Consider the following 12,614-nt stretch of genomic DNA (forward strand, 5'->3'; position numbering starts at 1 on the left):
CGGTCCATGGGAGAGGGAGGACGGCGCACGCGCCGCTGGATCAGGATCACGTTGCTGTCGTTGCTGGGACTCGTGGTCCTCGGCGCGATCGGGTTCTTCACGTTCGCGCCGCGCATCGTCGAGAACGGGATGAACAAGGTCGACCCGGCCGACCTGCCGAAGGTCAGCCCGGAGACGCAGAAGCTGCACGACTCGTTGCAGGTCGTCGACATGCACTCGGACACCCTGATGTGGGACCGCGACATCCTCGACCGGTCGGGACGCGGGCACATGGACCTGCCGCGGCTGGAGGACGGGAACGTCGCGCTGCAGGTGTTCTCCTCGGTGTCGAAGTCGCCGAAGGGGCAGAACTACGACAGCAACTCGGCCGACAGCGACAACATCACCCTGCTCACCTTCGCCCAGCTGCAGCCGCCGCGGACCTGGACGTCGCTCCTGCAGCGCTCGCTCTACCACGCCGAGAAGCTCGAGAAGGCCGCCCGCGGCTCGAACGGCTCACTCCGGCTGATCCGCTCCCGCCGCGACCTCGACCGGCTGATCGCCGACCGTGAGGACGGCAAGCAGGTCACCGGCGCCCTGTTCTCCGTCGAGGGCCTGCAGAACCTGGAGGGCGACTTCGACAACCTCGACAGGCTCTACGACGCCGGCATGCGGATGGCCGGCTTCACCCACTTCTTCGACAACGAGGTCGCCGGTTCCATGCACGGCGAGAAGAAGGGCGGCCTGACCGCCCTCGGCCGCCGGGTGCTCGCCGAGATGGAGCGTCGCGGCATCATCGTCGACATCGCCCACGCCAGCCACGACGCCGTCGCCGAGATGCTCTCGCTCGCCACGAAGCCCGTCGTGCTCAGCCACGGCGGCGTCCAGGCCACCTGCGACGTCAACCGCAACCTCACCGACGAGGAGATCCGCGGGGTCGCCGCGACCGGCGGCGTCGTCGGCGTCGGCTACTGGGACGCCGCCGTCTGCTCGCTCACGACGAAGGCAGTGGTCGACGCCATCGACCACGTCGTGGAGGTCGGCGGCATCCAGACCGCCGCCCTCGGCAGCGACTTCGACGGTGCCACGACGGTCGGTTGGGACACCACGCACCTGGCCGCGATCACCCAGGAGCTCGTGGACCGCGGGTACGACCGCACGCAGATCGCCGCGATCATGGGCGGGAACACGCTGCGGGTGATGCGGGCGACGCTCCCGTAGCCGCGCGCGGGAGGCCTCGCGCTCCCACCGGGTTCGGTAGCGTCCCCTCATGCAGATCCGTCCTCCATTGGCGGCACGCGACGTCGGACCGGTCTCGATCGCCGGCGCGGTCGTGGCATGCATCGCGCTGTGGGTGCTCGCGAGACCCGCGAGCGTTCCTGCGGGCGCCTATGTCGGCCAGCTCGTGGGAGCCGTCTCGATCCTGCTCCTGTCGGTCGCGTTGGTGCTGATCAGCTCGCTGCCCTGGGTCGAGCAGTGGTTCGACGGGATCGACCGCGCGGCCATCTGGCACCGCCGTCTGGCCATCACCGGGCTGCTCCTGCTCGCTGTGCACATCCCGCTCTCCTCCAGTCCGATCCACTCGCGCTGGGGCGGACCGCTCGGCACCGTCGGCGCGATCGGCATGATCGCGCTCGCGGTGTGGGCGATCCTGCCGCGGTGGCAGTCCGTCGTCCCCGGGCCGTTGCGAGGCATCGTCCGCGGGCTGAAGGACGCTCCGGTCGTCCGCGACGTCCGCAGGGTCTTCGGTGGCTACGACCGCTGGCGGCAGGTGCACCGGCTGACCGGGGTCTTCGTCGCGGCGGGCTTCGTCCATGGACTCCTCGACGGCTCCCCCTTCCCGGAGTCGGGGGTGCTGCGCTGGTCCTACGTGGCGATCGGCGGCATCGGCCTCGGCTTCTACCTCTACCGGGAGCTCCTGGCGCGCTTCTTCCGGTCGCTGCACGACTACGAGGTCGACGCGGTCAGGGCGGCCGGAGAGGGGCTGGTGGAGATCGCGCTTCGCCCGCTCGGCAAGGCGATGACCTTCGTCCCCGGCCAGTTCGCGCTGGTCTACATCGAGGCCAAGGACGGGTGGCACCGGCACCCGTTCACCATCGCCAGCGCCCCGCACGAGCGGCTCGTGCGGATCACGGTGAAGGCGCTGGGCGACTACACCTCGTCGCTGGAGCAGCTCCTCGAGCCGGGGATGCCGGCCGTCATCGGTGGACCGCACGGCCGCTTCGACCACGCCAAGGGCACCGCGCGCCAGGTCTGGGTCGCCGGAGGCGTCGGGGTGGCGCCCTTCCTCAGCTGGATGCGAGCGCTGGAGGCCAACCCACCGCAGGGGCGGGTGGACCTCTACTACGCGTTCACCGGGACGCCCGCGCCATTCGCCGACGAGCTCGTCGCGATCGCGGCCGGCCAGGAGCTGGTCCGCGTCCACCTGGTCGACTCGGCGAGCGACGGACGGCTCGGCACCGCGCGGATCATGGCCGACGTCGAGGGAGCGCCTGCCGAGCTGTCGGTCTTCATGTGCGGGCCCCAGGCCATGCTCCGCGACCTCCAGCGCGGGCTGAGGTCCTCCGGTGTCCGCGCGCGGAACATCCATCGCGAGTACTTCGACTGGCGCTGAGCCACCGGTAGGTGCGGCGCCGGCTCAGATCCCGATCGGGTGCCACACCGTCTTCTGCTCGACGAACGCCGTCATGGGGGACAGCCCCGGGTCGAGGGCCCAGTCCGGCTCGGCCGCCGGGGCGCGTCGTACCCGCTTGAGGTTGTCGGCGGCGGCCACCTCGAGCGAGGTCGCCAGCTCGGGAGAGCCCGCGACACCGCACAGGTCGATGGCGTTGACGTCCATGTGGGCGGCCAGCCACGGGCCCAGCGCCGCGGCGTCACCGGTGAGGATGTTGACCACGCCGCCGGGGACGTCGGAGGTCGCGAGCACCTCGGAGAACGTCACGGCCGGCAGCGGGCGCGCGTACGACGACACGACGACCGCGGTGTTCCCGGTGACGATCACGGGGGCGACGACGGAGACCAGCCCGAGCAGCGAGGACTCCTGCGGCGCGAGGACGCCGACCACGCCGGTCGGCTCGGGCGCGGTGTGGTTGAAGAACGGGCCGGCGACGGGGTTGGCGTTGCCGATCACCTGGGCGAGCTTGTCGGCCCAGCCGGCGTACCAGACGAGGCGGTCGACGGCGGCGTCGACCTGGCCCCGCGCGAGTGCGGCGGAGCCGCCCTCGGACTGCCGCACGGCCTCCTCGAACTGCGGGCGGCGGTCCTCCATCACCTCGGCGATCCGGTACAGGATCTGGCCGCGGTTGTAGGCCGTCCGCGACGACCAGGGGCCGAATGCCTTGCGGGCCGCGACCACGGCGTCGCGGACGTCCTTGCGGGAGGCGAGGGACGCGTTGGCCACGAACTTCCCCTTGTTGTCGGTGACCTCGTAGGAATAGCCCGACTCCGAGCGCGGGAACGCGCCGCCGATGTAGAGCTTGTAGGTCTTGCGCACGTCGATCCGAGCCATCAGGCCTCGGCCCCCTTCAGGTAGGCGGCGAGGCCCTGGCGCCCGCCCTCGCGGCCGTAGCCGGACTCCTTGTAGCCGCCGAACGGGCTGGCCGGGTCGAACTTGTTGAACGTGTTGGCCCACACGACGCCGGCCCGCAGCTGCGAGGCCATGTGCAGGATCCGCGACCCCTTCTCGGTCCACACGCCGGCGGAGAGCCCGTACGGCGTGTTGTTGGCCTTCTCGACCGCCTCGGCGGGCGTGCGGAAGGTCAGCACGGACAGGACCGGCCCGAAGACCTCCTCGCGCGCGATCCGGTGGGCCTGCGCGACGCCGGTGAAGAGCGTCGGCGGGAACCAGAAGCCGGACGACGGGAGGTCGCACGCCGGCGCCCAGCGCTCGGCGCCCTCGGCCTCGCCGATCTCGCACAGCTCGCGGATCCGTTCCAGCTGCTCGCGGGAGTTGATCGCGCCGATGTCGGTGTTCTTGTCGAGCGGGTCGCCCACGCGCAGCGTGCTCATCCGGCGCTTGAGCCGGGCGAGCACCTCGTCGGCGACGGACTCCTGCACCAGCAGTCGCGAGCCCGCGCAGCAGACGTGGCCCTGGTTGAAGAAGATCCCGCCGACGATGCCCTCGATGGCCTGGTCCATGGGGGCGTCGTCGAACACGATGTTGGCGGCCTTGCCGCCGAGCTCGAGGGTCACCTTCTTGTCGGTGCCGGCGACCGCGCGCGCGATCGCCTTGCCGACCTCGGTCGAGCCGGTGAAGGCGACCTTGTCGACGTCGGGGTGGGACACCAGCGCCTGGCCGGTGCCGCCCGCGCCGGTGACGATGTTGACGACACCCGGCGGCAGGTCGGCCTGCTGGCAGATCTCCGCGAACAGCAGTGCCGTCAGGGGGGTGGTCTCGGCCGGCTTGAGGACGACCGTGTTGCCGCACGCCAGCGCCGGCGCGACCTTCCACGCCAGCATGAGCAGCGGGAAGTTCCAAGGGATGACCTGGCCCGCGACGCCGAGCGGCTGCGGGTTCGCGCCGAGGCCGGCGTGCTCGAGCTTGTCGGCCCAGCCGGCGTAGTAGAAGAAGTGGGCGGCGACGATCGGTACGTCGACGTCGCGGCTCTCCTTGATCGGCTTGCCGTTGTCGATCGACTCGAGCACCGCCAGCTCGCGGCCGCGCTCCTGGATGATCCGGGCGATGCGGAACAGGTACTTGGCCCGCTCCTTGCCCGACATCCGCGACCAGCCGCGGAACGCTCGCCGGGCCGCCCGCACCGCGAGGTCGACGTCGGCGTCGGAGGCCTCGGCGATCTCGGCGAGGGTCTCCTCGGTGGCGGGGTTGACCGTCTTGAACGACGACCCGCGCCCGTCGACGAACTCGCCGTCGAGGAACAGGCCGTAGGACGCCTTGATGTCGACGATGCTCCGCGACTCCGGAGCCGGTGCGTACTCGAAACCCATGTCGTGGTCCCTCAGTCCAGGGTGAAGTAGTCGGGACCGCTGTAGCGGCCGGTGGTCATCTTCGTGCGCTGCATGAGCAGGTCGTTGAGCAACGTCGAGGCGCCGAAGCGGAACCAGTCCGGGTCGAGCCAGTCGTCGCCGGCGACCTCGTTGACCATCACGAGGTACTTGATCGCGTCCTTGGCGGTGCGGATGCCTCCCGCCGGCTTGACGCCGATCTGGACCCCGGTCGCCTCGCGGAAGTCGCGGACCGCCTCCAACATCACCAGCGTGACAGGCAGGGTCGCCGCCGGCTGCACCTTGCCGGTGGAGGTCTTGATGAAGTCGGCGCCGGCCAGCATCGCCAGCCACGACGCGCGGCGGACGTTGTCGTAGGTCTGCAGCTCGCCGGTCTCGAAGATCACCTTGAGGTGCGCGTGCGACCCGTCGGGACGGACGCAGGCCTCGCGGGTCGCGACGATCTCCTCGAACACCTGGAGGTAGTGCCCGGCCAGGAACGCGCCCCGGTCGATGACCATGTCGATCTCGTCGGCGCCGCCCGCGACCGCGTCGCGGGTGTCGGCGAGCTTGACGGCCATCGACGCCCGGCCGCTGGGGAACGCCGTGGCGACCGCGGCCACGTTGACCTGGTCGCCGACGATCGCCTTCACCTCACCGACCAGGTCGCCGTACACGCACACCGCGGCGACCGACGGGCACGACGGGTCGGCCGGGTCGGGTCGCAGCGCCTTGCTGGCGAGCGCCCGGACCTTGCCGGGCGTGTCCTGGCCCTCCAGCGTGGTCAGGTCGACCATCCGGATCGCCAGGTCGAGGGCCCACGCCTTCGCGGTCGTCTTGATCGAGCGGGTGCCGAGCCCGGCTGCGCGCGCCTCGGCGCCGACCTGGTCGACACCCGGCAGGCCGTGCAGGAACCGGCGCAGCGAGGCCTCGCTCGCCGTCACCTCGGAGTACGCCGTGAGTCCCGGTGCGGGATCGGTGGGTGCAGTGGTCGGCATCTGCCCAGCATAGGGTTGGGGACTGTGCAGAACGAAGGTGTCGCCAAGCCCGAGCGGTACAGCTCCGGAGGACTGGTCATCGGCGTCGTCGGGCTCCTGCTCGTGGCCGCCGTCATCGCCTACGGCCTGCTCGATCCGGAGGCGGGCTTCGCGCCGTGGGCCTATCCGTTCTGTCTCCTGCTCGGCGTGCTGGTGTGGGCCGTCCTGATCCGGCCGGCCCTGCGACTGCACCGTGACGAGCTCGAGCTGCGCAACGCCCTGCACACCCGCTGGGTGCCCTTCGCCGTCATCACGAGCGTGGAGGTCAGCCAGGTGACCGTCGTCCGCGTGGGGGAGCGGCGCTACGTCGGCAGCGGGTTCGGTCGCACCCGGCGCGCCATCCGTCACGACAGCCGGGCGGCCCACGACACCCCGGTGGCGCAACGGTCCACCGCCTGGCTGATCGAGGACAAGATCGAGCGCCGGATCGCGTCCGCCCGCGACCTGGGCGCCGCCGGCACGACGCCGAAACCCCGGCACGCCTGGGCGTGGCCGGAGATCGTGCTGCTCGGCGCACTCGCCGTCGCGACCCTGGTGCTGGCCCTCCTCGGCTGACCGCTTCCAGCGGTTCGTAGGCTGCACTCCATGCAGACCCGTGTCCGGCTCGCCGCCGCTGCCCTCCTGTCGCTGTCCGTGCTCGCCACCAGTGCGTGCGGAGACTCCGAGGAGGAGAAGGCGTCGGACTCGACGTCGACCCCGTCCACGACGCCCAGCAGCGACGCCCCCGTGGCCCCGGCCGGCGAGGAGTGCACCGCCGACGACATCACGGTCGAGGGCGACTTCGGTGCCGTGCCGACCATCACCGTCCCCGACGACTGTGCGCCGCCGACCACCCTGCTGAGCAAGGACCTGGTCACCGGCACCGGCCCGGCCGCGAAGGCCGGCGACACCGTCGAGACCAACTACCACCTGGTGACCTGGTCGAACAAGCAGGTGCTCGACAGCTCCTTCGAGCGCGGCGAGACCTTCCCGCTGGAGGACCTGGGCAACGCGCCGGTCATCGACGGCTGGAACCAGGGCCTGATCGGCGTCCAGAAGGGCACCCGCCGGCTGCTCGTCGTCCCCCCGGCCCTCGGCTACGGGCAGGGCGGCGGCGGCATCGCGCCGAACGAGACGCTCGTCTTCGTGGTCGACGCCGTCTCGATCAGCTGAGCGCCGGGCTCGAGGGCTCGCTCAGATCCCCGCTGCGGCGGCGATGTCGGCGCGTAGCGCGGTGAGGCGGGTGGCCGCCTCGGCCCGGGCGACGGTCACGTCGCCGTCGACCACGGGGACGACCACCTCGAGGTAGCACTTCAGCTTGGGCTCGGTGCCGCTCGGGCGCACGACGACCCGGCTGCCGTCCTCGGTGCGGTAGCGCAGCCCGTCGGTCGGCGGCAGGTCCGCCGAGCCGGCGGCGAGGTCGTCGGCCGCGGTGACGGGCGAGCCGCCGAGGGTGCTCGGCGGCGTGCTGCGCAGTCGCTGCATCGCGGCCGCGATCTGCGCCAGGTCGGTGACCCGGACCGACAGCTGGTCGGTGGCGTACAGGCCGTACCGGACGGCGATGTCGTCGAGCAGGTCGAGCAGGCTGCGGCCGGCGGCCTTGGCCTCGGCGGCGATCTCGCACAGCAGCAGTGCGGCGGAGACGCCGTCCTTGTCCGAGACGTTCGCGGGGTCGACGCAGTAGCCGAGGGCCTCCTCGTAGCCGAACACGAGCTCCGGCTGCCGACCGATCCACTTGAAGCCGGTCAGCGTCTCGGCGTACCGCTGGCCGTGCGCGGCCGCCATCGCGCCGAGTAGGGACGACGACACGATCGAGGTGGCGTAGACGCCGGTGCGACCGGCGCTCAGCAGATGGTCGGCGAGCAGCGCGCCCACCTCGTCACCGCGCAGCATCCGCCAGCCGCCGGGACCCGGTACGGCGGCCGCGCAGCGGTCCGCGTCGGGGTCGTTCGCGATGACCAGGTCGGCGCCGGTCCGCTCCGCCAGCGCGACGGCGAGGTCGATGGCACCGGGCTCCTCCGGGTTGGGGAACGCGACCGTCGGGAAGTCCGGGTCCGGAGCCTCCTGCTCGGCGACGACCTGAGGGGCGGCGAAGCCGGCGGTCTCCAGCACCGCGGGCAGCGCACCGCCGCCGACGCCGTGCAGCGGGGTGTAGACGATCGCGAGGTCGCGAGGGCCGTCGCCGGCGATCGCGGCGACGGTGTCGAGATAGCTGTCGACGATGCCGTCGTCGAGCACCCGGCCGCCGGTCGTCTCCAGTGGTGGGCGGGGGACCGACTCCAGGTTGCCGACGGCGGCGATGCGCGCCGCGATCTCGGTGTCGGCGGGCGGCACGATCTGGCTGCCGTCGCCGAGGTAGACCTTGTAGCCGTTGTCCTGCGGCGGGTTGTGGCTCGCCGTCACCATCACCCCCGCGGCGCAGCCGAGCTCGCGGATCGCGAACGCCAGCAGCGGCGTCGGCAACGGGCGGGGGAGCAGCAGCGGCGTGAGGCCTGCGCCGGCCATCACCTCGGCGGTGTCACGGGCGAACACGTCGGAGTTGTGCCGGGCGTCGTACCCGATGACGACGGGGGTGCCGGGGGTGGTGCCGGTGTCGAGGAGGTACGCCGCCAGGCCGGCCGCCGCGCGGATGACCACGACCCGGTTCATCCGGTTCGACCCGGCCCCGAGCGCGCCCCGCAGGCCCGCCGTACCGAACTCGAGGGTGCCGCGGAAGCGGTCGGCGAGGTCGGCCCGGGCGTTCGCGTCGCCGGCCTCGACGGCCGCGATCACCCGGACCAGCTCGTCCCGGGTGTGGGCATCGGGGTCCTCGGCGAGCCAGGACTGGGCCCGGGCGAGCAGGACGTCGGTGTCAGGCGTGGTCACCGGGCCACCGTAGTCCCCGCTCACGCGTCGATGGCGCTCTTCGGCTGTCCCGCATGATGGGTCCGTGCTCCGCTCTTTCACCTTCTCCGACTCCTGGCTGGTCGCCGCGCCGGTGGACGACGTGGCCGCGACCCTGGTCGACCTCGAGCACTACCCGCGCTGGTGGCCCCAGGTGCGGGCCGTCGCCAAGCTCGGGCCGGACACGGCCCGGGTGTGCTGCCGCTCGACGCTGCCCTACACCCTCGACCTGGTCCTCGACGCCGTCTCCCGCACGCCGCCGGTGGTGGAGGTCGCGATCGGGGGCGACCTCGACGGGTTCGCGCGGTTCACCCTGACTCCCGAGGGCGCCGGCACCCGGCTCGACTTCGCGCAGGAGGTCGCCGTGCGCGGGCTGCTCGCGCTGGCGTCGTACGGCGGGCGGTGGCTGCTGGAGTGGAACCACCACCGGATGATGGCCGGCTGCCGGGACGGGCTGGCGGGGGAGCTGACCGGGTGATCGAAAGCGATCAGCGGCAGCGGGTTGCGCGGATCGCTTTCGTTCGGCGCGGCGGGCGGTCGCCGACGGACTCCCACGGTCCCGTCCACAGGCTCGCGATCCTCGGTGGACGCGAGGATGCCGGGAGGCGAGCGTTCACCCATGGACGACCTCCATCATCTTCTCGACGTCCAGGACGGCGTCATCGCTCGGCGCCAGGCGCTCGCCTGCGGCCAGACTCCCGCAGACGTCCGGCGTCGCGTCCGCCGCCGGGAGTGGGTGGCCGTCCACCTTGGTGTCTACGTCAGCCACACGGGACCCCTCACCTGGCGGCAGCGCGCTTGGGCCGCCGTCCTCGCCTGTGGCGGCGCGCTGGACGGCTGGTCGGCGGTCCGCGCACACGACGGTCCCGGGCGCCGCGCTCGGCGCGATGATCGGGTGGTCGAGGTCGTCGTGCGACTGGGTGGGCGGACCACGCCGCTTCCCGGGGTCCGCGTCCGGCAGTGCCGCAACTTCGACGACGTGGTGCAGGCCAACGCCAGTCCGCCCCGGGTGCGGTACGACGACGCGATCCTGCTGCTCGCCGACCGGGCCACCCGCGAGCTGGACCGGATCGCGATCCTCGCCGACGCGTGCGGGGGGGCGCCGGACCACCGCCGAGCGCCTGATCGCCCGGATGGGCGCGATGGCGCGGCTGGCGCACCGGACCGCCATGGCTGCGGTGCTGGCCGACGTCACCGATGGCACCTGCTCCGTGCTCGAGCACGCCTATCTCGCCAGGGTCGAACGCGCCCACGGCCTGCCTCGGGGCCTGCGTCAGGTCGAGAGCAGGGACGGTCGGGGGCGCCGGATGTTCCGTGACGTCGTCTACGGCGGCCAGCGACCACCCTGGCGGCAGATCGTCGAGCTCGACGGGCGCCTCGGTCACGACTCCGCCGCCGCCCGCGACCGGGACCTGGAGCGGGACCTCGATGCGGCGTTGGGCGACACCGCCACGGTGCGGCTGGGCTACGGGCAGGTCCTCGACCGGCCGTGCTCGACGGCCGCCAAGGTGGCGCGGGTGCTCCAGCTGCGGGGCTGGTCCGGCCAGCCCACGACCTGCCCGGACTGCCGATCGGAGGATCGAAAGCGATCCGAGCGCCTCGGCTGAACGGATTCCTTTCGCTCTCAGCCGGGCCGTGCCGAGCCGGTCCGTCGCCGGTGCCGCCACGGCCGCAGCACCAGCACGAGCCCGACGCCGAGCACGGCGCCGAACGCCGCGCCGGTGGCGTTGTCGATGACGTCGGTGACGTCGCAGGCCCGGTCGATCCGCGCCAGCTCGAGCTGGGTCTTCTCGATCAGGGCCGAGTAGGCGGCGAGACCGAGGAGGCCGAGGGGCGCCAACACCCAGCCGAGCCGCCAGCGGGCGACCGCCACCACGAGCAGCATCCCGGACGGCACGAACAGCGCCGTGTTGAGGGTGCGCTGGCCGGACTGGAGGATCCAGAAGCCCTCGGGGGCGGGGCCGCCGATGTCCCAGGAGCAGGACGGCCGGCGGGTCTCGGCGGGGACGAAGCCGGTGTCGGGGGAGGTGGGGACCAGCGTCACCAGCGCGATCACCACGACCGACCACACGAGTCCGGCGATCGCGAGGGCCGAGACCCAGCCGAGGGGACGGACGAGGACGAGCGCGAGCAGTGCGCACCCGACGCCCGCGACACCGACGCCGAGCAGCATGACCCCGGTCCCCCCGAACGTGACCATGGGCCCAGACGTTAGCCGTCCGCCCCCACACGCACCCAGATCACGACGCCTGAGCGCGCTGCTTCGCGATGAACCTCGTGGCCATCTTGTTCACGAACACGGGCGAGAGCCGGCCGACCCGCCAGGCGATCCGGGCCTGCCGCGGCTCGATCACGATCGCCTCGTCGGCGACGACCGCGGCGAGCACCCGGCGGGCGAGGACGTCCGGGTCGACGGGGCGCTTGACACCCTGGCCCTCGAGGTAGAAGTCGCGGCCCTTGAACCGGCCGATCTCGCCCTTGTCGAGGATCGGGGTGTCGACCGCGGCGGGGCACACGACGGTCACGCCGATACCGTGCCCGGCCGCCTCGGTGCGCAGCGCGAGGGAGAGCCCGACGACCGCGTGCTTGGTCGTGACGTACGACGTCATCAGGCCGGCTGCCATCAGCCCGCCCATCGAGGCGGTGTTCACGATGTGCCCGCCGCCCTGGACGATCATCCGCGGGTACGCCGCATGCACGCCGTGGACGACGCCGCGGATGTTGACGTCGATGATCGCGTTCCACTGGGCGAGGGTGAGGTCCTCGGTGTCGCCGAGGAAGGTGATGCCGGCGTTGTTGAACATCAGGTCGATCCGGCCGTGCTCGGCGACGACCGCGTCGACCGCGGCCCGCACGTCCTCCGCCGAGGTCACGTCGACCTGCCGGGCGACCGCTGCGCCCGGGCCCACCGCCGATGCCGCCACGGCAGTGGCCGCGTCCAGGTCGAGGTCGGCGCACACGACGTACGCCCCGTCGGCGACCAGCGCCCGGACGAGGGAGGCGCCGATGCCGGAGCCGCCCCCGGTGACGACGGCGGTCCTCACGCGAACGCCTTCTCGACGAGGCCGACCAGGTCGGGGTAGCGCTTGAGGTGTGCCCCGCCGTTGATGTCGAGGGTCTCGCCGGTGATCCACGCAGCCTCGTCGGAGAGCAGGAACCGGATGGCGGCGGCGATCTCCGCGGGCTCGCCGGAGCGGCCGAGCGCGGTGTTCTCCAGGTAGTCCTCGCGCACGCCGGGGATGTCCATCGCGGGCGCGGTCAGCGGTGTCACGACCAGGCCGGGCGCGACCGCGTTGACCCGGACCCCGCGGCCGCCGAGCTCCAGCGCAGCCACCTCGGTGAGGGCGACCAGACCCGCCTTCGAGGCGCAGTACGCCGCCAGGCCGGTGCCGGGCTGCCGGGCGTTGAGCGAGGACAGGGAGACCAGTGAGCCGCCGTCGGCGACCCGGCGACCGGCGTGCTTGAGCACCAGGAATGCGCCGTTGAGGCAGACGTCGACGACCCGGCGCCACTGCGCGGCGTCGTGGTCGACGACCCGGGCCAGGGTGCTCACGCCGGCGCAGTTCACCAGGCCGTGGAAGGCCCCGTGAGTGGCGACGACGCCGTCGAGGAGGGCCTGGACCGACGCCTCGTCGGTGACGTCGACGAAGGCGTCGGCGGCGGTGCCGGGCAGGTCCGCGACGACCACCTCGTGGTCCGCGGCGCGCAGGGCCCGGGCGGTGGCTGCCCCGATCCCCGACGCGCCCCCGATGACGACCGATACCTGCATGGCAGCTCTCCTGACATTCGTCTGAA

At 72.4% G+C, this 12,614-nt stretch carries 14 protein-coding genes; 6 read left to right on the plus strand and 8 right to left on the minus strand.

Annotation, left to right across the window (positions count from 1 at the left end):
* The first annotated feature begins 6 nt into the window (after nucleotides 1-6).
* Nucleotides 7-1,200: a dipeptidase gene (locus tag KU893_RS12120; RefSeq protein ID WP_218234627.1), complete on the plus strand. Its 1,194-nt coding sequence runs from the start codon at nucleotides 7-9 to the stop codon at nucleotides 1,198-1,200.
* 49 nt (nucleotides 1,201-1,249) lie between these two features.
* The gene (locus KU893_RS12125) at nucleotides 1,250-2,593 is read left to right on the plus strand and encodes a ferredoxin reductase family protein (RefSeq protein WP_218234628.1); all 1,344 of its coding nucleotides are present in this window, start codon (nucleotides 1,250-1,252) and stop codon (nucleotides 2,591-2,593) included.
* Between the two features lie 24 nt (nucleotides 2,594-2,617).
* On the opposite strand, the gene KU893_RS12130 is transcribed toward KU893_RS12125, so the two are convergent.
* The 3 genes from KU893_RS12130 to deoC are packed head-to-tail and all read right to left on the minus strand — an operon-like array spanning nucleotide 2,618 to nucleotide 5,918.
* A complete protein-coding gene (locus KU893_RS12130; protein ID WP_218234629.1) occupies nucleotides 2,618-3,487 on the minus strand; it encodes an aldehyde dehydrogenase family protein in 870 nt (289 codons plus the stop codon).
* Nucleotides 3,487-4,923: an aldehyde dehydrogenase family protein gene (locus tag KU893_RS12135; RefSeq protein ID WP_218234630.1), complete on the minus strand. Its 1,437-nt coding sequence runs from the start codon at nucleotides 4,921-4,923 to the stop codon at nucleotides 3,487-3,489. The genes KU893_RS12130 and KU893_RS12135 overlap by 1 nt, the downstream gene beginning before the upstream one ends.
* Nucleotides 4,924-4,934: 11 nt before the next feature.
* Nucleotides 4,935-5,918 (minus strand): deoxyribose-phosphate aldolase, encoded by a 984-nt coding sequence (gene deoC, locus KU893_RS12140; protein ID WP_218234631.1) that lies wholly within the window; start codon nucleotides 5,916-5,918, stop codon nucleotides 4,935-4,937.
* Between the two features lie 24 nt (nucleotides 5,919-5,942).
* Between deoC and KU893_RS12145 the strand changes: the two genes are divergently transcribed.
* Both KU893_RS12145 and KU893_RS12150 read left to right on the plus strand, forming a co-directional pair.
* Nucleotides 5,943-6,512 (plus strand): hypothetical protein, encoded by a 570-nt coding sequence (locus KU893_RS12145; protein ID WP_218234632.1) that lies wholly within the window; start codon nucleotides 5,943-5,945, stop codon nucleotides 6,510-6,512.
* 30 nt (nucleotides 6,513-6,542) lie between these two features.
* Nucleotides 6,543-7,109, plus strand: coding sequence for an FKBP-type peptidyl-prolyl cis-trans isomerase (locus KU893_RS12150; RefSeq protein ID WP_218234633.1), 567 nt, complete (start codon nucleotides 6,543-6,545; stop codon nucleotides 7,107-7,109).
* Nucleotides 7,110-7,130: 21 nt separating this feature from the next.
* Here KU893_RS12150 and KU893_RS12155 read toward each other — a convergent pair whose 3' ends face one another.
* On the minus strand, nucleotides 7,131-8,801 hold the full coding sequence (locus KU893_RS12155) for a phospho-sugar mutase (RefSeq protein ID WP_218234634.1): 1,671 nt from the start codon (nucleotides 8,799-8,801) through the stop codon (nucleotides 7,131-7,133).
* 64 nt (nucleotides 8,802-8,865) lie between these two features.
* Between KU893_RS12155 and KU893_RS12160 the strand changes: the two genes are divergently transcribed.
* Entirely contained in the window at nucleotides 8,866-9,297 is a 432-nt protein-coding gene (locus tag KU893_RS12160) for an SRPBCC family protein (protein WP_218234635.1), read from the plus strand.
* 135 nt (nucleotides 9,298-9,432) lie between these two features.
* Here the strand turns inward: KU893_RS12160 and KU893_RS12165 are convergent, their stop codons facing one another.
* Complete coding sequence (locus tag KU893_RS12165; protein ID WP_218234636.1) at nucleotides 9,433-9,588, minus strand: hypothetical protein; 156 nt, start codon at nucleotides 9,586-9,588, stop codon at nucleotides 9,433-9,435.
* 364 nt (nucleotides 9,589-9,952) lie between these two features.
* Here KU893_RS12165 and KU893_RS12170 point away from each other — a divergent pair, with 364 nt between their 5' ends.
* Nucleotides 9,953-10,426: a putative endonuclease domain-containing protein gene (locus tag KU893_RS12170; protein ID WP_218234637.1), complete on the plus strand. Its 474-nt coding sequence runs from the start codon at nucleotides 9,953-9,955 to the stop codon at nucleotides 10,424-10,426.
* 17 nt (nucleotides 10,427-10,443) lie between these two features.
* On the opposite strand, the gene KU893_RS12175 is transcribed toward KU893_RS12170, so the two are convergent.
* Genes KU893_RS12175 through KU893_RS12185 form a run of 3 tightly spaced genes read right to left on the minus strand, consistent with a single transcriptional unit; the run spans nucleotide 10,444 to nucleotide 12,588 of the window.
* Nucleotides 10,444-11,019 (minus strand): VanZ family protein, encoded by a 576-nt coding sequence (locus KU893_RS12175; protein WP_218234638.1) that lies wholly within the window; start codon nucleotides 11,017-11,019, stop codon nucleotides 10,444-10,446.
* Between the two features lie 40 nt (nucleotides 11,020-11,059).
* Nucleotides 11,060-11,863: an SDR family NAD(P)-dependent oxidoreductase gene (locus KU893_RS12180; protein ID WP_218234639.1), complete on the minus strand. Its 804-nt coding sequence runs from the start codon at nucleotides 11,861-11,863 to the stop codon at nucleotides 11,060-11,062.
* Entirely contained in the window at nucleotides 11,860-12,588 is a 729-nt protein-coding gene (locus tag KU893_RS12185) for an SDR family NAD(P)-dependent oxidoreductase (protein WP_218234640.1), read from the minus strand. Before KU893_RS12185 ends, KU893_RS12180 begins: the two co-directional genes overlap by 4 nt.
* Nucleotides 12,589-12,614: the final 26 nt, after the last annotated feature.

The organism is Nocardioides daeguensis (assembly GCF_019192965.1).
In the GTDB taxonomy this organism is placed as follows: domain Bacteria; phylum Actinomycetota; class Actinomycetes; order Propionibacteriales; family Nocardioidaceae; genus Nocardioides; species Nocardioides daeguensis.